Below are 21826 nucleotides of genomic sequence, written 5' to 3' on the forward strand. Positions count from 1 at the left end.
CGGGGCCAGCAGCGTGCAGCGGTCTGGAACGTCACCCTGCCGCAGCTTCGCCCCATCATCGTCAGCCTGCTGCTGCTCGATCTCATCTGGACTTCTCAGCAGTTCGCCCTCATCTGGATGACGACCGGCGGAGGCCCGATCGATGTGACCGAGGTGCTCAGCACCTACACCTACAAGCTGGCCTTCGCGAAGTACGACTTCTCGCTCGCGGCGACCGCCGCCGTGCTCGTCCTGCTCATGTCGATGGTCCTCGCCGTGTTCTACGTGCGGCACCAGAAGGCGAGGGATTGACATGGCCACGTCCGTACAGACACGTCGGCGCACCGCGCGCGTCGGCATCGTGATCGGCCTCGTCCTCGGGGCGGTGTTCGCCGCCGGTCCCGTGGTGTGGATGCTCTCGAACTCGTTCAAATCGAACACCGAGATCTTCGAGCTGCCGCCACGACTGATCACCGACACGTTCTCCCTGAACGCCTACGTCGCCATCTTCACGAACGCCGAGACGATGCGGTTCTTCCTCAACAGCTACATCGTCGCCGGTGCCGTGACGGTGCTGACGCTGCTGGTCGCCATCCAGGCGGCGTACGCGTTCAGCAGGTTCGATTTCCGCGGCAAGCGCGTGCTCAACGTCATCATCGTGAGCGTGCAGGCGGTGCCACCCATCACGCTGCTCATCCCCTACTTCGGCCTGATGGTCGGCCTCGGCCTGTACAACACCTATCCCGGCCTGATCCTCACGTACATGGTGTTCACGCTGCCCTACGCGATCATCATGATGACCGGCTACTTCAACACCCTGCCGCGCGAACTGGACGAAGCCGTCCGCGTCGACGGTGCCGGTTCGATGACCGCCCTGTGGCGGGTGCTCGTGCCCATCTCGGTGCCCGGCATCGTGTCGGTGGGTATCTACACGTTCATGATTGCGTGGAACGAGTACCTGTTCGCCCTGACACTGACCCGCACGATCGACATGCGCACCGTCCCCATCGGCATCCAGCTGCTCATGGGCCAGCACTCCTACGAGTGGAACCAGATCATGGCCATGAGCGTGCTCGGCTCGATCCCCGTCCTCATCCTCTTCCTCTTCTTCCAGCGCTTCTTCATCAGCGGCCTGACGGCCGGCTCGGTGAAGAGCTGATCAGACCCGTCCGCACAGACGCCTCTCACCACCCCCACCGACAGGAGAATCCACCGTGGTGCTGTACACCGGCAAGTCCATCCTCGACATCGCCAACCAGAACAACTTCGCCATCCCGGCCTTCAACATCAGCGATTGGGCGATGTTCCTCGGCGTCATGGACATCAGCGAGGAGAAGAACGCGCCCGTCATCATCGCGATCCACCCCGACGAGGTCTCGCACGTGACGACCGATCTCATCGTCGCGATCCGCGAACGCGCGCACCGCTCGCCGGTACCGGTCGCGATCCACTGGGATCACGGCGGCACGTACGAGCAGATGATCGTGGCCATCCAGGCCGGCTTCACGTCGGTCATGATCGACGCATCGCTGTTGCCGTTCGAGGAGAACGTCGCACTCACCCGCAAGGTCGTCGAGGCCGCGCACGCCGTCGGCATCCAGGTGGAGGGCGAGCTCGGCACGATCGGCGCGAACGACAGCTACGGCGAATCCGGGGCCGCGGAGATCATCTACACGAACGTCGACGACGCGGTGCGCTTCGTCGCCGAGACCGGAGTCGACAGCCTCGCCATCGCCATCGGCACCTCGCACGGGCTGTACCCGTCCGACAAGAACCCGGAGTTGCGCCACGACCTGCTCGAGCAGATCAAGGCCGCGGTGAAGATCCCTCTCGTCCTCCACGGCGGCTCGGGCAACCCCGACGCGGAGCTCGCCCGCGCCGTCTCGCTCGGCATCAACAAGATCAACATCTCCAGCGACATCAAGGTCAGTTACCACAACCGGATGCGCGAGATCCTCGGCACCGACGAGCGCCTGCGCGAGCCGAACGCCATCCAGCCCGAGCCGATCGCCGCCCTCAAGGCGACGGCCGCCCAGAAGATCGACCTGTTCGGCGCCGCCGGCAAGGCCGACCTGTACTGACGCACGTCGGCAGGAGATCATCGACACCATGAGCGCGCGACTCGTCCTCGGACTCGGCGGCACCGTCGACTACGAGATCCGGTGGGATGCCGCGGTCATCAGCGATCTGGCCCGCCACCACGGCGTGCGCCGGGCGGAGCTGGCGGCCCCGGGCCCCATCGACGACGAGCGCGCGCTCATCGTCGCGATCCTCGCCCTGCTCGAACGCGGCGTCGGAGGGGAGCGGTTCGCCGCCTCCTCCGACCTGCTCGAGACCTTCGCTGCACGTTTCGAGACGGCGGTGACGCTCGGCGGCACGGGGGTGCGCGCGGGAATCGCGCTGGCCAATCTCGGCATCCCCAGCACGCAGCACCTCGTGAGCATCGACGACAACGTGCGACGTCTCATGCCCCCGATCGTCGACTGGGTGTGCTCGGCCTCCGCGGACACCCTCGACCCGCACCTGATCGTGCAGTACCCGGCGGGGGCGGTCGTCGCGCTCGCCGACGGCGAGGTCGCAGCGCCCGCGGCGAATCGGGTGATCGTCGCCAACGATCGACCCAACCGCGAGATGGCGATCGCTGCGCAACTGGGCGAGCGCCTGCGCGACGCCGACGCCTTCCTCGTGTCGGGATTCAACACGATGCAGGATGCCGAGCTTCTGGCCCTGCGCCTCGACGAGCTGGGGGTCGCGATGAGTCGGCTTCCGGCGGGGGCGGTGGTCTACTACGAGGATGCCGGTTTCTATCGCCGGGAATTCGCCGCGATCGTCCGCGATCGCCTCATCTCGCGCATCGATGTGTACGGCATGAACGAAGACGAGCTGCAGGAGTACGTCGGCCGGACGATCGATCTGTGCGATCCCGCGGACGTCGCCGCCGCCCTGGCCGAGGCGCACCGGCTCATCCCGGTGCCGGCGCTCGTCGTGCATACGCGCTTCTGGTCGATCGCGGTCGGTGACGGCGCGCAGCGCCACCGTTCCGCCCTCGACGCCGCGGTGCGGGTCTCGGCGACGCGCTACCGTCTCGGCGACGTGTTCGACGCGTCCGACCTCGACGACACCGGACGGCTGCCGCGGCATCCGGACGGCGCCCGCGTCGTCGCGGCCGTCGAGGGGTCGCGACCGGATGCCGTCGGGGTGGCCGCTCTCGTGGTCGACACCCCGACCCCGACCACCATCGGCCTCGGCGACAGCTTCGTCGGCGGATTCCTGTCGGTCACGCGCGTCGCCGACCCGGTATCTGCGCCCTGACGGGCCTCGTCATGCCCATCCGGCTGCCCTCGAACCGTCCCGCGGATCGCTTCTACCGCGGCGGCGCGCGCCTGTGCGCGTTCCGGGGCGAAGCGCCACCGGCCGGACGCGAACCGGAGGACTGGATCGCCTCCACGACCACGGTGTCCGGTGCGGCGCTCACGGGGCTGACGGCGCTTCCCGACGGCGGCGGAGGGCGCGGCATCCTGCTGCGCGACGCCGTCGCCGCCGACCCCGTGCACTGGCTGGGCGGTGCGCACGCGCAGCGGTGGGGTGCCGATACGCGTCTGCTCGTGAAGCTCCTCGACGCCGGTCAGCGCCTGCCGGTACACGCCCATCCCGACGACGCCTTTGCGGCCGCCCACCTCGGGCGCGCGCACGGAAAGGCCGAGGCCTGGTACATCCTCTCCGGCGGAACGGTGCACCTGGGGCTGCGGGAGGACGTCGACCTCGACCGGTTGGCGCAGATGGTGGCCCGCCAGCGCACCGAGGAGCTGCTGGCGCTGCTGCACCGCGTGGAGGTGCACCCGGGCGACGTGGTGTGGGTGCCTCCCGGGGAGCTGCACGCGATCGGTGAGGGCGTGCTCCTGCTGGAGCTGCAGCAACCCGAGGACCTCTCGATCCTTCTCGAGTGGCGCGGCTTCGCACTGGACGGCGCGGCCGATGGCCACGTGGGGATCGGGTTCGACCGGGCCCTCACCGCCGTCACCCGTCGGGCGCGCAGCGCCGCCGAGATCGACGAACTCGTCCACCCGGCGCCGGTCGGGCATGAGGGGTCGGTGTTTCCCGCGGCGGCGGACGCGTACTTCCGTCTCGAGCGTCGCGTCGTCGAGGGCGCGGCCGTGGTCTCCGCGGGCTTCGCCGTCGTCGTGGTGACGGACGGCGACGTGGTGATCGGTGGCGCCCCCGCTCGGGCGGGGACGACCTGGCTGGTCGCTGCGGCGGAGGGCGATGTGGCCGTCAGCGGCCGCGGTGAGCTCCTGGTCGCGCGACCGCCGGCGCCGTAGCCCGTCGCGTTTGGTGCCCCGGCGGGCACGGCGCGTCAGGAGATGCGGGAGTGCTCGCCGAGACGGTGCCAGGTGCGGTTGTGGTAGACCAGCGCGTCGCCGGGCTCTCCCGGGGCGACGTCGCGCTCGAGCTGCGACTGCAGTGCGTGTGCCGCGAACACGGTGGAGCCCCCGGCATCCATGCGTTCGATGACGGCGCACCGCACCCAGGCGCGCACGTCGTGGTAGACCGGCTCGCCGGTGACCAGCCGCGACCACGGCTGCGACCCGTCGAAGCGATCGACGCCGCTGGTGGCGCCGAGGCGGGCGAGGTCGAGGTCGTGCGCATCGAGCAGATGCACGACGACGGTCTCGGCCTTGGCGAGCACGGCGGCCGACGACGACAGGGCGGACACCGAGAAGATCAGCAGCGGCGGCTCGGCGCTGACGCTGGCGACGCTCGTCGCCGTGAGCGCGACCGGTCCGTCGCCGGCATCGGCGGTGATGACCGCCACGCCGCCCGGGTGGCCGCGGAAGAGCGCCTTGAACTCGTCGGCCGACAGCGACGAGGAGAAACCCGGTGAGGTGAGGTCGGTGGCGTGGTGCGCGGGGGCATCGACCGGCACGGCGATGGGTGCGGTGGGCGACGAGGTCATATCTCCACGGTAAACGCACTGAGGAAGGCGGGCTCCGTCAGGCGCAACACGGCGACATGTCCGGGGCCGCGCTCCGCTCAGGAGGACGCCGCCAGCGCCCGGTCGAGGTCGGCGATGAGGTCGGATGCCGTCTCGATGCCGATCGAGAGCCGGATGAGCCCCTCGCCGATTCCGAGCCGCTCCCGCTCCTCGGGCGGGAACGACACGTGCGTCGTCGTCGCCGGATGCAGCGCCATCGAGCGGACATCGCCGATGTTCGTCATGCGGCTGATGAGGTGCAGGCCGTCGAAGAAGCGCTCGGCGGCGGGCCGCCCGCCGCGGACGGTGAACGCGAACACCGATCCGGCGTGGCCGCCGAAGCGCTCCTGTGCGATGCGGTGGTAGGGGCTCGAGGGCAGAGCCGCGAAGTCGACGCTCTCCACGGCGGGATGCCTCGCGAGCCACGCGGCGACGATCTCGGCGTTCTCGAGGTGCTTTGCCATGCGCAGCGACAGCGTCTCGATGCCCTGCTGCAGCAGGAACGAGTTGACCGGCGACAGGGCGGCGCCGAGATCGTTGACGATGCCGAAGCGCAGGTACGCCTCCAGCGCACGGGCGCCGTGGCTGTCCACGAGTGCGGGACGGCCGGGGGCGGCAGGTGCGGTCAGCCCCGGATAGTCGCGCGACGAGCCGGCCCAGTCGAAGCGGCCGCCGTCGACGATGACGCCCGACAGGGCGGCGCCGTGACCGGTGAGGAACTTCGTCGAGGAGTGCACGACGACATCGGCGCCGTGCTCGAGCGGGCGGATGAGGTATGGGGTCGCGACGGTGTTGTCCACGATCAGGGGGATCGTGTGCCGCCGCGCGATGCGGGCGACCGCGGCGACATCGACGAGGTCGTTCTTCGGATTGGGGATCGTCTCGACGAAGATGGCCTTCGTCTGCGGCGTGATCAGACGCTCCCACTCGTCTTCGTCCGCAGGATCGCGGACGTAGTCGGTCGACACGCCCAGACGGGCGAAGGTGCGATCGAAGAGGATGCGCGTGCCGCTGTAGATGCTCGCGGTCGACACGAGACGCTCGCCGGCGCCGGCGAGCCCCAGCAGCAGCGCCGTGATCGCCGCTTGACCGGAGCCCACGACGATCGCTCCCGTCCCACCTTCGAGCGAGGCGATGCGGCGCTCGGCGACCTCGTGCGTCGGGTTGAGGTTGCGGGAGTAGAGCTGGCCCGACTCCGCGCCGGTGAAGCGGTCCTCTGCCTGCGCGAACGAGTCGAAGCGGTAGGCGGCCGTGAGGTAGATGGGGGTGATGCGTGCGCCGTGGTTGCGGTCGTCGACCTCGCCGGCGTGCACCTGGCGGGTGTCGAAGCCGTAGTCGTCGCTGTCGGGCTGCGTGCTCACCAGCACAGATTAGGGCGATGTGGGTGATTGTGACGGATCGGTCGTAACACTTCGCGGCATCCCATGCGCGTGGGCCTCCAGCGGCGCCGCTAGCGTGGAGCCATGAGCGACAAAGCACGCTGGGCGGTCTTGGGTGCCGGTGTCATCACGGGCGACTTCCTCGCGGCGCTGCCGCACGCCGAACACGGCGTCCTGCACGCGGTCGGGGCGCGCGACGGCATCCGGGCGCGTGAGTTCGCCGACCGCTACGGCGCGCCCGTCGCCGGCACGTACGACGAGGTGCTGGCGCGCGAGGACGTGGATGCCGTGTACATCGGCACCGTCCACACGACGCACGCCGAGCTCGCGCACGCCGCCCTCGATGCGGGTAAAGCGGTGCTCTGCGAAAAGCCCCTCGGGATCTCGACGGCCGAGACCGAGGCCGTGCTCGACCATGCGGCGCGGGCCGGGCTGCCGCTCGTCGAGGCGTTCAAGTACCGCTTCGGTCCGTTCGCAGAGCAGCTGCGCCGGCTCGTCTCCTCCGGCGTGATCGGCGAGCTGCGGTCGGTGGACTCCACGCTCGGGTTCGCCGCCGACGCTCATGAGGGGCGTCTGTTCGACCCGGCGACCGCCGGCGGTGCGATCCTCGATGTCGGGTGCTACCCGGCATCCCTCGTCGTGGGGCTGGCCGCGTGGGCGGGCATCGACCACCCGCCCGTGATCGTGGACGCCGACGGTGTCGTGGGCGCCGTTGACGAGCAGGCCCGGGCCACGGTCGCGTTCGGCGGCTTCGAGGCGCGGATCGCGACGGCGATCACCGCCGATCTGCCCCGTCGTGCGGTGGTGCGCGGAACGGAGGGCGAGCTCGAGATCGAGAACGTGTGGGGCAGCCGCGTGGTCTCGACGGCAGAAGCCGTGCTGCGCCGCGCCGACGGCACCGTCGAGCGGATCCGCACGGCGACGATCAGCCCGATGGCCGCTGAGGCGGATGCCACGATCCTGGCGCTGCGCGACGGCCGGACCGAGGCGCCCGAAATGCCGTGGGCGCAGACCCGCACGACCGCACGCCTGCTCGAGGACTGGCGGGCCGCGCTCGGCTGACCCGGCTCGTGCTGCGGAGCCCGCCGCTGCGGAGTTCACAGAATCGGAAACCATCAACGGATGCGGATGCCGAGGCGCTCGGCATCCGCATCCGTTGCTCGCCTGCGCATCCGCTGCCGGTTCAGCGTCGGCGGAACAGACCGCGCCGGCGTCGAGGCTCGGGCGGCGACGGCGGGGTGGATGCCGCCGCGAGGCGCTGCCGACGACGGTCGTGCCACGCCGCGACCTCGCCATCGACGTCGCGGGTCGCCGTCACCACCGGCGGACCGCCCTGCAGCTGGCGGCGGGCCTCGACCACGCGCCGGTTGAAGTCGTCGACGTGGGCGCGCACGTCGGCTTCGCGCGTCAGGGCGTCGAGGGTCTGCGCGAACTCGGCATCCTCGGTGCGCAGCATCAGCGCGGCGGGTCCGAGGCCGGTGAGGCGCTCGTTCTGGATCTTGCGGCGGATCCACCAGTCGGGGTCGTGGAGGTCGCCGAGGTCTTCCAACGGTTTACCGGCGCCGGGCAGATCGTCGAAGTCTCCGCGGCGGATCGCCTGCTGGATGGCCGTCTCGACGTACATCGCGCGGTCGTGGGCGGTGGGCGTGCCGTGCGCGGGCGCAGGCGCATCGGTGGCGCCCACCGCCGGGGCGCCCTCGCCGGACGTGCGCGCCTCCTGCGCGATCCGGTAGCGCGCCGCCTCCAGGCGCGGATCCTCGCTCATGCGTCCAGGTTAGGCGCCGGCGCGCTCAGACGGCTCGGATCGCCGCAGAGGCCGGACCGTGCAGCTGTCCGTGCAGGCGTTCCATGCGGGCATCCAGCAGGGATGCCGAGTCGGCCGCCTCTTTGAGTTCGGCGAGCAGTCCGTCGGGAACCGCGCCGGCGTACTTGTAGTAGATCTTGTGCTCCAGGCTCGCCCAGAAATCCATCGCGATCGTGCGGAACTGCACCTCGACGGCGACGTCGACGCGCCCCGACGAGAGGAACACGGGGACCTCGACGATCACGTGCAGACTCTTGTAGCCGTTGGCCTTCGGGTGGGCGATGTAGTCCTTCACCTCGCGCACGGTGATGTCGTCCTGCTGGGTGAGCAGGTCGAACAGGCGGTAGGCGTCCTTCGTGAAGCTCGTCGTCACCCGGATGCCTGCGATGTCGGTGATGGCCGCGCGGATCGCGTCGAAGCTGGGGTCGACACCCTTACGCGTGATCTTGTCGACGAGGCTGTCGGCCGACTTCACCCGACTGGAGACGTGCTCGATCGGGTTGTAGTCGTGCATCAGCAGGAACTCGTCGCGGAGGATGCCGAGCTTGGTCTCGACCTCCCGCAGGCCGAACTGGTACTCGAGCAGGAAACGCTGGAACTCGTCGCGCATCATCCGCAGCTGCTCGGCCGAGAACGTCGTCACTCCCTCGTCGGTCGAGATGGACAGGGGCTGCGAAATCGCTTCCATGGTCTCGACCGTAGCCAGCCCTCCTCGGCGCCGGCTGTGCGAACCGGGGGAGTCGGCCCGAGCGGCGAGGGAGAATGAGGGGATGCCGTCGTCCACCCCGTCGCCCCGCTTCGGCGCCCGCGTGCGCGCGGAGGCGGCCCACGTCGCGCGGAGCCTTGCGACGTTCGGTCCCGCGCGCGGCCGGCGCTGGCCACTCGCGTTGCAGGCGGGACTCGCCATGGCAGTGCCGATCGTTGCGCTCGCGGCATCCGGCCACGCCGACCTCGCGCTCCTGTCGGCGACCGGGGCTTTCGCCGTGATCTACGGCGGCTGGCTGCGCCCTCGCGAGCGCGCCCGCGTCGCGCCGCTGTTGGCGCTGGTGCTGTGGGTGTGCGCCGCCGGCGGCACGCTGGCGGCGCAGGGCGGCGTGGCGTTCGTGCTCGGCGGGGTGCTGGTCACCACGATCGTCGTGTCGGCGCTGGCCGGTGCCGTCTCGCTCGGGCCACCCGGACCGGTGTTCTTCGTGCTGGTCTTCGGCCTGTCTGCGCAGATCACCTCGCTGCACGGCGGTGCGCGCGCCGTGGACCCGGCGGTCTACCTCGCCGTCGTCGCCGCGTCGGGCGCGTTCGCCTGCCTGCTGGTCGCGGCACCGCTGCTGTTGCCGCGGTACCGCCGCGAGCGGCCTCGACCGCGTGCGGAGCTCTTTCCGCTGCAGTGGTCGGCGCTCGCGCAGACCCTCACGCTGCGTGCGGCGATCGTGGGCGTCGCGGGCGTGGCCGCGGCGGTGGTCGTCGACCCGGCACGCTCGTACTGGATCGTCTGCGCGGGTCTGGCCGTGGTCGGGCTGCCGGTGGGGCGGCGGGATGCGGCGACGCGCGGCGTCCACCGCACCGTGGGCACCGTCGTCGGCGGCGTGCTCTATCTCGCGCTGGCGTTCGTGCCGCTGCCCGTCTGGGCACTCGGGCTGCTGCTGGGCGTACTGCAGTTCGCGATCGAGATGGTCGTGGTGCGCCACTACGCGCTCGCACTGGTGTTCATCACGCCGCTCGTGCTGCTGCTGATCGGCGCGGCGACGGGCACGGCCGAGACGCTGCCGCTCGCTCTGGAGCGGATCGTCGACACGATGGTCGGGGCGGCGGTGGGGACGGTCGCGGCGCTCGCCGTGCGGCTGCACGCGGGCTGACCGGGTGACGTCGGGGACGTCCTCGACACCGTGTTCCGGGTATGCATATACTCAGAAATGAGATTCCCGGTATGCAGCCGGAGGAAGCGGGTCATCCGTGTCGGTGCGACAGAGTTTGTTGGCGATCCTCGATCAGGGGCCGTGCTACGGCTATCAGTTGCGGGCGGAGTTCGATCGGCGCACCGGATCGACCTGGCCGCTGAACGTCGGTCAGATCTATAACACGTTGGAGCGGCTGGAGCGCGACGGCCTGGTCGCCAAGGACGAGGTGGACGCCGAGGGGCACGTGTACTGGCGCATCACGGATGCCGGGTCCGACGCCGTTCGTGAGTGGCTGGACTCTCCGGTGGAGCGCACCACGGGAACGCGCGACGAGCTGGCCATCAAGCTGTCGGTCGCCGCGACCCTGCCGGGGGTCGACGTCGCGTCGGTCATCCAGGTGCAGCGGACCGCGTCGCTGGCGCAGCTGCAGGAGCTGACGCGCGCGAAGTACGCCGGAGGCGATCCCGACGGCGCCGAAGAGCTCGCCTGGTCGCTCGTCGTCGACTCGATGATCTTCGCCGCCGAGGCGGAGGTGCGGTGGCTCGACCACGTCGAGCAGCGCATCGCGGGCCATCCCGGTCGCGCGATGTCGCTGACGCTGTCTGCCGACAAGCCCAAGCGCGGTCGTCCCGCGAAGGCGACCACCGAGGCGCGCCGCGCGTGAGCGAGGCGCAGGTGCCCGTTCTGCAGCTGATCGGCGTGACGCAGCAGTACGGGGAGGGGGAGCTCGCCGTGTCCGCGCTGTCGGGCGTCGACCTGTCGATCGTCAAGGGTGAGCTCGTGGCGATCATGGGAGCGTCGGGCTCGGGCAAGTCGACCCTGCTGTCGATCGCCGGGGGCCTGCAGAAGCCGACGACCGGCGAGGTCGTGATCGGAGGCACCTATCTGTCGACGGCGTCCGCGCGCGAACTGGCCGCGCTTCGCCGCCGGTCCCTGGGCTTCGTCTTCCAGGATTTCAATCTCATCCCGACCCTCACGGCGTTGGAGAACGTCACGCTGCCCCTGGAGCTCGACGGCTTCCGAGCTCGGGTGGCCCGCCGTGCGGGTCGGGATGCTCTTTCGGCGGTGGGCCTCGAGACCAAGGCCCACGTCTATCCCGACGATCTGTCGGGCGGACAGCAGCAGCGCGTCGCGATCGCGCGCGCCGTCGTGGGCGGGCGACGTCTCATCCTCGCCGACGAGCCGACCGGGGCGCTCGATTCGACCACCGGGGAATCGGTGATGCGGATGCTGCGGGCGCGAGTCGACCAGGGCGCCGCGGGCATCCTCGTCACGCACGAGGCGCGTCACGCGGCGTGGGCCGATCGCATCGTGTTCCTGCGCGACGGGCGCATCGTCGACCAGTCGCGCCGGGACGGCGCCGAGTCGCTCCTGGCAACGCGGTGACGGCGGCGCGAGAGCGGCGGGGCGGCGCGGGTCGGCGGGGGTCGCGGGTGTCGCGCTGGCGCGCGACGACGCGGATCGCGGTACGTCAGGCGCGGCGCGCCTGGACATCGAGCCTGCTGATCGTCGCGCTCGTCGCGGTGCCGATCATGGCGATGACGGGGGGCTCGATCTACGTTGCGAGCCGTTGGCCCACGCCTCAGGAGAAGATCTCCGCCGAAGTCGGCACCATGCAGGCGTGGGTGCAGCCTGCGGGTGCTCCTGGTTCGGGCCTGTGGCAAGTCCCTTGGAACCCACGATGGACCGGGTACATCACTGAGGAGGGAATGTCCTCGGGCGGCGGGATCCCCGATGCCGATGCGCCGCGCGATCCGCGCGCGGCGTTGCCGGCGGGGACGGAAGTGGTGCAGATATCACGCGGACAGGCCCGGCTGACGACGCGGGCCGGCACGACGGTGGTCGAGGCGTGGGCAGGCGCCGTCGGCGACGCGCGGTTGTCGGGACGCTTCGACCTCGTCGACGGGCGCGCTCCGCGCGCCGCGACGGACGTGCTCGTCACGGCGGCCGTGCTCGAACGCACGGGGGCGGTCGTCGGCGGTCGCATCGAACTCGATGGGCAACAGTATGAGGTGAGCGGTGTCGTTCGCGTGGCCGGGGTCGGGCGGGACGTCGGTGCGGTGGCGTTCACCGACGCCGCACGCTTCGCATCGTCGCAGTGGCTCCTGCCCGACCAGCCGCTCACGTGGGAGCAGGTCCAGACACTGAACGCGGCGGGGTTCGTCGCGTATTCGCGAACGGTGGTGCTCGATCCGCCGCCGTTCTCGATGCCGGACGGCGAGTCGGTGAGCCCCACCACGGAGATGCTCGCCAACTATCAGCAGCTCGCGCTGGTGCTCGGGGCGGGCGCCCTCGCCGCGGGATACATGGTCGTGATGCTGGCGGGGGCCGCGTTCGCCGTGAGCGCCCGGCGGCAGCAGCGAGCGCTCGCCGTGGCGGCCAGCGTGGGAGCCGACAGCACGGACGTCAGCCGCATCGTCCGCCTGCAGGGCGCCGTGCTGGGGGCGGTGGGCGGTGTCGTCGGCGCGGCGGCCGGCACCGGGCTCGCCGCTGTCGTGATCGCGGCAACGGACGATGGATCGCGCACCCGGTTCTGGGGATTTCACGTGCCGTGGGTCGTCGTGATCGCCATCCTGGCCTTCGCGCTCCTCGTCGGCACGGCGGCGGCACTGATGCCCGCGCGCGGCGTCGCGAAGAACGATGTCCTCCGTGCGTTGCGCGGTGCCCGCCGCCCGCAGAGCCTCGCGGTGTCGCGCCCGCTGGCGGGCTCGCTGCTGCTGCTCGTCGGCATCGGCGTCACCTTCGTCAGTGCGCTGATCGCTGCCGGAGTGGCCACTCTCGAGAACACGCCGTCGGACTCTCCACTGCGCTGGCTGCCGATCGTGGGCATCGTGCTCGGGCCGATCGTCGTACAGGTGGGGATCGTCATGTCGGGCCGGTGGCTGCTCGCGGGGTGTGCGCGCGTCGTGACGCGGGTGTCGGTCTCGGCACGGATCGCAGCGCGCGACGCCGTCGCGAACGGTGCTCGGACGGTGCCGGCATTCGCGGCGATCGCCGCCACCGTCTTCAGCGGTGTCTTCGCCGTCGCGATGGGGGGCATGATCTCCGCACAGACCATCCGCCTGTATGACTACGCCGCACCGATCGGCGTCGCGGTCGCGCAGGTGTATCCGATGGACACGACCGCGGAGGCGACGGAGGCGGATGCCGCGGCGGTGGCGGCAGCGGCCGCGAGCATGCTCCGCGACGTCGGCGCGACGGCGACGGCGACGATCGCTCGGCAGCAGCCGATCTGGGCTGAGAGCGCCGACGCCATTCCCGCCGACCTGGTTCGCGCCGTTGCCGTGACGCCGGAGCGTGCGCGCACCGATCCCGCCGTGGGCTTCACGAGGTCGTCCAACAGAGAGCTGCGGGACCCGTCGAACAATCTGACCATCGTCGCCCCGGAGGCTGTCGCGACGGTGACGGGCGTGCAGCTGACGCCGTCGCAGCGGGCCGAGTACGCCACGGGCGCAGCCCTCGTTCTCGCCGGTGACGTCGTCACGAAGGGGACGGTCGCCGTGGCGGCGTGGACCGAACGCGAATGGTACACAGGGCTCGCGCCCGACAATTTCTCGCGCGACACGGACCGCCAGAACGCCCTCACCCCGCCGCAGTGGTCGGTGACGCTGCCGGCGATCGAGGTCGGCGCGGGAGATCAGGCAGTCGGTGTGGCGATCGCGCCCTCGACAGCGGAACGCCTCGGCATCCGGGCCGTCGCTGCCGCAGTGTACGGGGCGTTTCCGGACGTACCCACGACAGACCAGAAAGACCGCATCGCGGCGCTCACCCCGGGGTTGGCCTCGACCGCCTACACCGTGACCGCGCGCGTGGAGGAGGGGCCGCGGGGGGTCGGGGACTGGCTCGTGCCGCTGCTCGCACTCGTCACCGTGACAGTGCTCGGAGCGAGCGCCGTCGCCCTCGGGCTTGCGCGCTTCGAACGGCGTCCCGACGACGCCACCCTCGCCGCCGTCGGGGGCTCCGCGATGCTGCGGCGCAACATCGCCTTCTGGCAGGGTCTCGTCATCGCCGGTTTCGGCACCGTGGCGGGCGCGGCCGCCGGCGTCCTTCCTCCGCTCGGGTTCGTGCTCCAGTCCCGGGCCACGCCGCAGGCGTTGGATGCCGTGGACATCTGGTGGCCGACCATCCTGGTCGTCGTCCTCGGCCTTCCGCTGGCCGTCGCGGTGGTCAACTGGCTGGTGCCCCCGCGCCGCGCCGACCTCACCCGCCGGACGACGATCGCGTGACACGTGTCATGTTCCGGGCGTGACAGCGCCCTCCTGACCGCGGCGCCCCGCGCGGCCAGGGTGGAGGTATGACGACCGAACCCGTGACCCTCGCCCCGCCGGATCTCGTCGGGATGCCGCCGTCTCGCGAGGTCGAGGCGGTCCTCCGCCTCGACGGCCTGGAGCGCTCCTTCGGTCTCGGCGAGCGCACCGTGCGCGCGGTCGACGGCATCGACCTCACCGTCCGCCAGGGCGAGATCGTGGCCCTGCTGGGACCTAACGGCGCCGGCAAGACCACGACCCTCGACATGCTGCTCGGGCTGGTCGAGCCCACCGCGGGCACGGTACGGGTGCTCGGGCAGCGGGCGGCGGATGCCGCGGCATCCGGTCGCATCGCCGCCGTCCTGCAGACCGGAGGGCTGCTCGGCGACATCACGGTGCGTGAGAGCGTCGAGGTGATCGCCTCGCTGCACGGGCGTGCGGCCCTGCAACGAGTGCCGGAAGTGATGCGGCAGACGGCGTTGGAGCCGCTCGCCAGGCGTCGGGTGTCGAAGTGCTCCGGCGGTGAGCAGCAGCGGGTGCGCTTCGCGCTGGCGCTCGTGGCCGATCCCGAGATCCTCGTGCTCGACGAGCCGACCGCGGGCATGGACGTGACGGCGCGCCAGCGGTTCTGGGACGTGATGCGAGCGCAGGCGGATGCCGGGCGCACGATCGTCTTCGCCACCCACTACCTCGAAGAGGCGGAGCACTTCGCGCAACGCACCGTCGTGATGCACCGCGGGCGGATCGTCGCGGACGCGCCGACGGCGCAGCTGCGGGCGAGCCTCGGCGCCCGCACGGTGGCCGCGACCCTGCCCGCCGACGGCGCCGCGGCGCTGGTCGGCGTTCTCGCTGCGACGAACGGTGTCACCGACCTGCGCGAGGACGGCGGGCGCGTTCACCTGCGCGCCGTCGACGCCGACGCCGCGGCGTTCGCTCTGCTGCGTGCCGGCGCCCGCGACATCGAGGTCACGGCTCCCACACTCGAGACCGCCTTCACGGCACTGACGGAGGACTGACCCATGGCTCACGCGTTCACGACCTCGCCCACGATGCTGCGCGTGGAGGCGCTGCGTCAGGTGCGAAACCCGTACACGCTCGCGTTCACTCTCGCGATGCCGGTGGGGATGTACCTGCTGTTCGGTGCGGGCGCCGCCTATGGCGGGATGTCGGCCGGACACGGCAACGTCCGCTTCTACGTCATGGTGTCGATGGCGGCCTACGGTGCGGCGGTTGCGATGACCTCGGCGACGTCGACGGCGGCTGTCGAGGCGGCGCAGGGATGGGGACGCCAGCTGGCCATGACGCCGCTGCGCACCGCCGGGTACGCAGCGACGAAGCTGATCACCGCGCTGGCGGCGGCGACGCTCGCGGTGGTGCTCGTCTTCGTGGTCGGCGCCGCCACGGGAGCGGAGGCGTCGGACGGATGGCGCTGGGCCGCCTCCGCGGTTCTCGTTCTCGGCGGTGCGCTGCTGTTCGGGCTCTACGGGCTGGGGATGGGGCTCGTGTTCCGCTCGGACGGCGCGGCGACGCTCGCCTCGATCTCGCTGACCTTCTTCGGATTCTTCGGAAACGTCTTCATGCCGTTGGACGGCACGATGCTCGACATCGCCCGGTTCACACCGATGTACGGTGTGGTGGCGCTCGCGCGCTGGCCGCTCACCGACGGTGTCCTCACCACCGGTCAGACCGATCAGCCGTGGGGCATCGCCCTCAACATCGTCGTGTGGCTGGTCGTGTTCGCCGCGCTGGTCGGCGTCGGTGTGAAGCGCTCTCGCGCCCGTCGGTAGGGTCGAGAGCATGAGTCGCGAGGCAGGGCGCGTGCGGGAGCGGGGCCCCGACTCGGTCTGGGAACGCTACGGCTGGGTCATGGCCGTCGTGTGGCTCGTCTTCCTCATCTACCCGATTCTCGGCCTGCTGCGATCGGCCGCCGATGCCGGCTGGATCGTGACAGGCTGGGTCGCGCTCGTCGCCTTCGTGCTCATCTACATCGCAGCCTTCCTCAACGGCATGAGCGGCGACGGCGGGGGGCTGCTCACGCCGCCGAGGCCGATCCAGTGGGTGGCGTTCGGCGCGCTGATCTTGTGCGCGGCGCTCACCATCCCCGCGGTGTCGGGCAACGCGTTGAGTTTCGTTCCGTTCGTCATGTCGTTTGCGTCCTACGGCCTCACCCGTCCGGCCCACTGGGCGACGGTCGCGGGCGGAATCGGCGTCGCGGCGGCGACGGTGCTTCTGCTGCCGGATGGCGTCGATTACGTGGCGGTGCTCGCGATCATCGTGCTCCTGGCGACCGTCAACACCGTCACGACGGCGCTCATCGTCCGCTCCGTGCAGGCGCAGCAGCTCGAAGTCGAGCTCGCGACGAGCGAGGGGCGGGAGGCCGTCGCGCGCGACGTGCATGACTTGATCGGCCATTCACTGACCGTCGTGCGCGTCAAAGCGCAGCTCGCGCGACGGCTCATCGCCACCGATCCCGAGCGCGCCGACGCCGAGCTCGCCGACATCGAGGCTCTCACCGCGGAGGCGCTGTCGGGGGTGCGGGAGACCGTCGCCGGCATCCGCAGTGCGACGCTCGCCGACGAGCTGGCGACCAGTCGCGACGTGCTGCGCGCCGCGGGCGTCGGGTTCGTCGTGCACGGGGATGCCGAGGCGCTCTCGCCCGCACAGGCCCTCACGGCGAGCTGGATCCTCCGGGAGGCGACGACGAACGTGCTTCGCCACGCCGCCGCCTCCGCCGTGTCGGTCCGTATCCGTCCGGGCGGCCTCGTCGTGGCCGACGACGGGCGCGGCATACGCGGACCCGAGGGCAACGGTGTGCGGGGGATGCGGGAGCGCGCCGCCATGTCGGGGGCGCGGCTGTCGATCACGGCCGCAGGTGCGGGCGGCACGAGCGTGGAGGTGACGTGGTGAGCGTCGAAGATCGGGCCGGGGGCATTCGGATCGTCCTCGCCGACGACCAGGCGATGCTCCGCGGGGCTCTGGCTGCGCTGCTCGATCTCGAGCGGGACATGAGGGTGGTCGGTGTCGCCGGCGACGGCGACGAGGCCCTTCGCATCGTCAAGGCCGAGCGGCCCGATGTGTGTCTCATGGACATCCAGATGCCCGGTCGCGACGGGATCGAGGCGACTCTCGGCATCCGCGCCGCCAGCCCGCGCACTCGGGTGCTCATCGTCACGACGTTCGCCCGGCCGGGGTATCTCCGTGCCGCGCTGGATGCCGGGGCCGCCGGATTCGTCGTGAAGGACGCCTCCGTGGAGCATCTGGCCGACGCGGTGCGGCGGGTGCACGCCGGGCTGCGGGTCGTCGACCCGCAGCTCGCCGAGGCGAGCCTGTTCGACGGCGCCAACCCGCTCAGCGAACGGGAGCGGCAGATCCTCCGCCTTGCCGCCGACGGTCGCGATGCCCCCGCCATCGCCGCAGAGGTGTACTTGTCGGCCGGCACGGTTCGCAACAACCTCTCCGCCGCGATCGGCAAGCTCGGCGCGTCGAACCGGGCTCAGGCTGTGCGGATCGCGCAGGACAAGGGGTGGCTGTAGCGGCCGCGCCCTGCTTCCGTCGGCGCTCGCCCCGCGCGCGGCTCAGACCTCGTCGCGCCAGGAGTGCTGGGGGGTCCAGCCCAGCAGTCGCTGCGCCTTCGCGGTCGAGAAGAGCGAATCGTTGACGCCGAGGTCGCCGCGGACCTCGACGTCGGGGAACACATCGGCGACCAGTTCCGCGTTCGGGCGGCTCATGACCGTGTCGGTGTTCGCGATGAGGAAGTGGTCGAACCCGGCCGGCGCGACCTCCAGTGCCCGGCCGATGACGGCGGCGGCGTCTCGGGCGTCGATGTAGCTCCACAGGTTCCACTTGCGCAGGGTCGCGTCGGCGTCGAACGAGGGGAACTCGGCGTAGTCGGCCGGGACCATGACGTTGGAGAAGCGCAGCGCGGTGATCGACACCTCGGGGTGCCACCGCACGAGCTCCTTCTCCATGGTCTCCTCGAGGTGCTTCACGAGCGAGTAGACCGTCTCTGGGCGGGCGGCGTACTCCTCGTCGACCGGCAGGTACGGCGGCGGCACGTCGAACGGCAGGCCCTGCACGGTCTCGCTCGACGCGGTGACGATGCGGGTGATGCCCAGCCGGATCGCCGCCCACATCACGTTGAAGGTGACCGCGATGTTGTTGTGGAAGGTGGCGACGTCGGAGCGGATGCCGGGAGCCGGGATGGCCGCGAGGTGCACGACCGCGTCGAGCCCGTCGTGCTGGTCGTTGACAGCCTGCAGGGCGTCGACGGTCTGCCCGTAGTCGGTGAAGTCGACCTGCACGAAGCCGGCGCCGCGGGTGCCGACGACGTCCATCCCGACGACGTCGTGGCCCGCCTCTCGCAGTTCGCGGACGACGACGGTTCCCAGCTTTCCGGATGCTCCGGTCACGGCGATGCGCATGGGTCCGAGCCTAGCCGCGGTCGAACTCGGGACGAACCTCGGCGATCCCCGCGAGCTCGCTCTGCACTCGACGATGAAGCCGCCGCCCCTCGTGGAGGAACGCGTCCTCGTCGGGCATCGCCTGCTCCGGGTCGTGGGCGTTCCATCGGGCGTTCCAGGCGCGCAGGTCTGCCGCCAGTGCCGGACTCAGACCGAGGGCTGCCGGGTCGGCCGGGTAGTTGTCGGTGAAGCTCTCCCATAGGGGGCTCTCTGCCCAGCCCAGGAACATGCGCACCACGCGCAGTCCGTCGGGCAGGACGACCGGTCGTCCGGCGCGCGACTGAGCCGACAGATAGCGGTCCTGCATGACGCGGCGCGCCGCCCACCGGTGCCGATCGTTCGGCGGTTCGCGGTAGTCGTAGCCGGAGAGCCAGCTCAACCCGGCCGCTGGACCGCGGGCGCTCACGAGAGCGAGAGACCACAGTCGCGTCTCGTCCCAGCGGCCTGCCTCCCCGAGGGCGGCATCGACCGAACAATCCCAGAGATCCGTCGCCGTGACCGTCGGGGCCGGGCCCTCGAAGGTGTAGAGGCGGAACCGAGGGCGCACGTCCTGCGCTGTGATGATGTCGGCATCGACTGCCTCCGCGCGCATGGTGCCGAGCCTAACGCCGCTGCCCGAGCCTAACGCCGGGCGAACCGCCGCAGCTGCGCGGCGCCGACGAGACCCAGCAGGAGGAACAGCGATGCGAGCAGCAGTGACCAGCGGGTCGCGTCGGCGAACCCTGCCGAAAGGGCGTGCACGGCGGCATCGGTCTGTGCTCCGAGCATGCTGGCGGAGCCCTCCGCGCGCAGCTGCGAGATCAGGGTGCCCGCCGACGTCCGGGTCGCGTCGGCGAGCTGTGACGCCGCGGGGCCGGTGATCCCGGCATCCGTCAATGCTCCGGGAAGGGTCAGCGCGAGCGAGACCGACAGTGCCGCCCCGGCGAACGCGGTGCCGAGCGCCGTGCCGATCTGGCGGACGGTCGACTGCGTCGCCGAGCCCTGGCCGCTGATCTCCACCGGCACATCGCGCAGCACCGTGCCCGTGAGCTGGGCAGACGCGAGGCCGAGGCCGAGGCCGTAGAGGACGAGCGGCAGGGCGATGACCCACCCCGGCGTCGTGGCGGCGACGATCCCGGCGAGGATCACGATGCCGATGACTTCCAGGGCCAGGCCGATCAGCACGGTGCCGGGGGAGCCGAACCGCGCGGCGAGATGTCGTGCTGCCGCTCCCGACGCGAACGCCCCGAACGCCATGGCGGCCAGGACCAGACCCGTCTGCATGATCGACAGTCCGAGCGCCGCCGTGAGGTAGAGCGGGAGGACGAAGATGATCGCGAACTCGCCGACGGCGACCATGGCGGCGGTCACATTGCCCCACGAGAAGGTGCGCAGAGAGAAGAGGTGCAGATCGAGTAGGGCGTCGCGTTGCACGCGTTCGCGGTGCCGCTCCCAGAAGACGAACAGCGTCAGTGCGACGGCGGCGACGGCGAGGCAGACGGGCACGATCGAGACCGGGGCCGACGCGGGCCAGACCCAGCCGGCGATCACGAGGTCGGACTTGGGTGTCCACCAGCCCAGATCGGGTCCTTCGATGACGGCGAAGACGAGCGAGCCGAAACCGATGGCCGACAGCAACGCGCCATCGACGTCGGCGCCGCGGCGGAAGCCGGCACCTCGCGTTTCGGGCACGGCCCACAGTGCCAGCGCGAAGACAACCGCGCCCAAGGGCAGGTTCACCAGGAACACCCACTGCCACGAGGCGTACTGGGTGAGCGCGCCTCCTACCAGCGGTCCGATCGCTGCGGCGCCCGAGATGACCGCGCCCCACACCCCGAAGGCGGCGGCGCGGTAGCGGCCCCGGAAGACGGCGTTCACCGTCGAGAGCGTCGACGGCATGATGAACGCGGCGCCGACGGCCTGCACGGCGCGCGCCGAGATGAGCGCCCCGCCCGTCGTGGATGCCGCCGCCCACACACTGCCGCCGACGAAGACCAGGATGCCGAGCAGGAAGAGGAGCTTGCGGCCGAAGCGGTCCGCGAGCTTGCCGGTGGACAGCAGGAGCGCCGCGAGCAGCACCGCGTACAGGCTCGAGACCCACTGCGCGTCGGTCAGGTCGAGTGTGAGGTCGCGGATGATGTCGGGCATGGCGACACCGACGATCGTCCCATCCAGCACGATCATGCCGAGTCCGGCGGCGAGGACCGCGAGTCCCATCCATTCGCGCCGGGACGGCGCTGCGTCGACGATACCTTCAGTCATACTGAAAGTATGCACCCGAGACCCGGTTGATGTCCATGAGGCGGGGGTGGGGGCTGTTATCGATAACCCATCGAAACGGGCATCGAAACCGCGGGAGCGGGCTTGCCGCCCCTTTGTGGTACCGGTAACATCGCGAACGTTCCATCCGAACGGGATGTCGGGGGCAGTGTCGCTCACCCGAGCGCCGCCGTCTTCGCACAGACCGGACGACTCCCCGGACAGGGATCGGGAGAGCGTGCATGCCGGCACGTTCTCGCACTGCACTTCGCGTGCGCCCACCGTCCGAGGAGTCGTCGGAGTGTTCCCGACTGTGCACGGGCGGCGAAGCCGCCTCGGTCTGGAACGGCGAAAGTGTACACCCCGCGAGGCGTGCTCACACTGAACGTCGAGGCTCCTGCCGATGGGCGCACCGAGGTACCCAATCAAAGGAGTCATCGACGTGAGTCATCACAAAAAACCACCCACACCCTCTCCGCGGCCGGCGCTGCGCCGTCTCGGCGCACTCGCCGGCGTCGGCGCGCTGGTCCTGTCGGCGCTCGCGACCTCGCCGGCGACGGCGGCGACGACCGAGCTGTTGAGCAACGGCACGTTCGAAGGCGGCATCGCCGGCTGGAGCGCACCGTTCGGCGGCACGCTTGCGGCCAGCAGCGATGCCCGGACGGGCACCGGGGCCATCCAGATCTCCGGCCGGACGGGGTTCCAGTCCGGGCCGGCCGCGACCGTGACCGGGCAGCTGAAGACCGATCGGTCCTACGATCTGTCGCTGTCGATCAAATACACCGGCACGCCGGCGACGCATAACGTCAACGTGACCCTTTGCACGGCCTCGCGCAGCGCGTGCGCGCCGGTGGT

At 70.8% G+C, this 21826-nt stretch carries 22 protein-coding genes; 15 read left to right on the forward strand and 7 right to left on the reverse strand.

Annotated elements, in window-relative coordinates; translation table 11 throughout:
• The 5 genes from I5I_RS03200 to I5I_RS03220 all read left to right on the forward strand — a co-directional run.
• A partial coding sequence (locus I5I_RS03200; protein WP_036316401.1) for a carbohydrate ABC transporter permease occupies positions 1–291 on the forward strand: 291 nt, incomplete at its 5' end.
• A 1-nt stretch (position 292) separates the two neighbouring features.
• Positions 293–1138: a carbohydrate ABC transporter permease gene (locus I5I_RS03205; RefSeq protein ID WP_036316403.1), complete on the forward strand. Its 846-nt coding sequence runs from the start codon at positions 293–295 to the stop codon at positions 1136–1138.
• Between the two features lie 55 nt (positions 1139–1193).
• Positions 1194–2060: a ketose-bisphosphate aldolase gene (locus I5I_RS03210; protein WP_036316405.1), complete on the forward strand. Its 867-nt coding sequence runs from the start codon at positions 1194–1196 to the stop codon at positions 2058–2060.
• Between the two features lie 28 nt (positions 2061–2088).
• Complete coding sequence (locus I5I_RS03215; RefSeq protein ID WP_036316407.1) at positions 2089–3291, forward strand: ADP-dependent glucokinase/phosphofructokinase; 1203 nt, start codon at positions 2089–2091, stop codon at positions 3289–3291.
• An 11-nt stretch (positions 3292–3302) separates the two neighbouring features.
• Positions 3303–4298 carry a class I mannose-6-phosphate isomerase gene (locus tag I5I_RS03220; protein WP_036316410.1) on the forward strand — a complete coding sequence of 332 codons (996 nt, stop codon included), beginning with the start codon at positions 3303–3305 and terminating at the stop codon, positions 4296–4298.
• Between the two features lie 35 nt (positions 4299–4333).
• Here I5I_RS03220 and I5I_RS03225 read toward each other — a convergent pair whose 3' ends face one another.
• Together I5I_RS03225 and I5I_RS03230 are read right to left on the reverse strand one after the other, a co-directional pair.
• A complete protein-coding gene (locus tag I5I_RS03225) occupies positions 4334–4933 on the reverse strand; it encodes a flavin reductase family protein (RefSeq protein WP_036316412.1) in 600 nt (199 codons plus the stop codon).
• A gap of 77 nt (positions 4934–5010) precedes the next feature.
• Positions 5011–6318 (reverse strand): O-acetylhomoserine aminocarboxypropyltransferase/cysteine synthase family protein, encoded by a 1308-nt coding sequence (locus tag I5I_RS03230; protein ID WP_036316414.1) that lies wholly within the window; start codon positions 6316–6318, stop codon positions 5011–5013.
• A gap of 96 nt (positions 6319–6414) precedes the next feature.
• Here I5I_RS03230 and I5I_RS03235 point away from each other — a divergent pair, with 96 nt between their 5' ends.
• Positions 6415–7392: a Gfo/Idh/MocA family protein gene (locus I5I_RS03235; protein WP_036316416.1), complete on the forward strand. Its 978-nt coding sequence runs from the start codon at positions 6415–6417 to the stop codon at positions 7390–7392.
• Positions 7393–7513: 121 nt separating this feature from the next.
• Here the strand turns inward: I5I_RS03235 and I5I_RS03240 are convergent, their stop codons facing one another.
• Both I5I_RS03240 and I5I_RS03245 read right to left on the reverse strand, forming a co-directional pair.
• Positions 7514–8095: a J-domain-containing protein gene (locus tag I5I_RS03240; RefSeq protein WP_036316418.1), complete on the reverse strand. Its 582-nt coding sequence runs from the start codon at positions 8093–8095 to the stop codon at positions 7514–7516.
• 25 nt (positions 8096–8120) lie between these two features.
• Positions 8121–8822: a GTP pyrophosphokinase gene (locus I5I_RS03245; protein WP_036316420.1), complete on the reverse strand. Its 702-nt coding sequence runs from the start codon at positions 8820–8822 to the stop codon at positions 8121–8123.
• Between the two features lie 82 nt (positions 8823–8904).
• Here I5I_RS03245 and I5I_RS03250 point away from each other — a divergent pair, with 82 nt between their 5' ends.
• The 8 genes from I5I_RS03250 to I5I_RS03285 all read left to right on the forward strand — a co-directional run bounded on the left by I5I_RS03250 (position 8905) and on the right by I5I_RS03285 (position 17806).
• Positions 8905–9984 (forward strand): FUSC family protein, encoded by a 1080-nt coding sequence (locus I5I_RS03250; RefSeq protein WP_051039456.1) that lies wholly within the window; start codon positions 8905–8907, stop codon positions 9982–9984.
• Positions 9985–10081: 97 nt separating this feature from the next.
• Positions 10082–10690: a PadR family transcriptional regulator gene (locus I5I_RS03255; protein ID WP_036316422.1), complete on the forward strand. Its 609-nt coding sequence runs from the start codon at positions 10082–10084 to the stop codon at positions 10688–10690.
• Entirely contained in the window at positions 10687–11412 is a 726-nt protein-coding gene (locus tag I5I_RS03260) for an ABC transporter ATP-binding protein (protein WP_239640004.1), read from the forward strand. Before I5I_RS03255 ends, I5I_RS03260 begins: the two co-directional genes overlap by 4 nt.
• 47 nt (positions 11413–11459) lie before the next feature.
• Positions 11460–14252 carry an FtsX-like permease family protein gene (locus I5I_RS03265; RefSeq protein ID WP_036316424.1) on the forward strand — a complete coding sequence of 931 codons (2793 nt, stop codon included), beginning with the start codon at positions 11460–11462 and terminating at the stop codon, positions 14250–14252.
• A 68-nt stretch (positions 14253–14320) separates the two neighbouring features.
• Complete coding sequence (locus I5I_RS03270) at positions 14321–15289, forward strand: ABC transporter ATP-binding protein (RefSeq protein ID WP_374699899.1); 969 nt, start codon at positions 14321–14323, stop codon at positions 15287–15289.
• Positions 15290–15292: 3 nt separating this feature from the next.
• The gene (locus tag I5I_RS03275; RefSeq protein ID WP_036316426.1) at positions 15293–16060 is read left to right on the forward strand and encodes an ABC transporter permease; all 768 of its coding nucleotides are present in this window, start codon (positions 15293–15295) and stop codon (positions 16058–16060) included.
• 10 nt (positions 16061–16070) lie between these two features.
• Positions 16071–17180, forward strand: coding sequence for a sensor histidine kinase (locus I5I_RS03280; RefSeq protein WP_036316428.1), 1110 nt, complete (start codon positions 16071–16073; stop codon positions 17178–17180).
• A complete protein-coding gene (locus I5I_RS03285; protein ID WP_036316430.1) occupies positions 17174–17806 on the forward strand; it encodes a response regulator transcription factor in 633 nt (210 codons plus the stop codon). Before I5I_RS03280 ends, I5I_RS03285 begins: the two co-directional genes overlap by 7 nt.
• A 42-nt stretch (positions 17807–17848) precedes the next feature.
• Here I5I_RS03285 and I5I_RS03290 read toward each other — a convergent pair whose 3' ends face one another.
• The 3 genes from I5I_RS03290 to I5I_RS03300 are packed head-to-tail and all read right to left on the reverse strand — an operon-like array spanning position 17849 to position 20974.
• A complete protein-coding gene (locus I5I_RS03290) occupies positions 17849–18694 on the reverse strand; it encodes an NAD-dependent epimerase/dehydratase family protein (RefSeq protein WP_036316432.1) in 846 nt (281 codons plus the stop codon).
• Positions 18695–18704: 10 nt separating this feature from the next.
• A complete protein-coding gene (locus tag I5I_RS16000) occupies positions 18705–19325 on the reverse strand; it encodes a hypothetical protein (protein ID WP_051039457.1) in 621 nt (206 codons plus the stop codon).
• 29 nt (positions 19326–19354) lie between these two features.
• Positions 19355–20974: an MFS transporter gene (locus tag I5I_RS03300; protein ID WP_036316434.1), complete on the reverse strand. Its 1620-nt coding sequence runs from the start codon at positions 20972–20974 to the stop codon at positions 19355–19357.
• A 400-nt stretch (positions 20975–21374) separates the two neighbouring features.
• On the opposite strand from I5I_RS03300, the gene I5I_RS03305 reads away from it, so the two are divergent.
• A partial coding sequence (locus I5I_RS03305) for a carbohydrate binding domain-containing protein (RefSeq protein WP_239640005.1) occupies positions 21375–21826 on the forward strand: 452 nt, incomplete at its 3' end.

The organism is Microbacterium sp. B24 (assembly GCF_000333415.1).
In the GTDB taxonomy this organism is placed as follows: Bacteria; Actinomycetota; Actinomycetes; order Actinomycetales; family Microbacteriaceae; genus Microbacterium.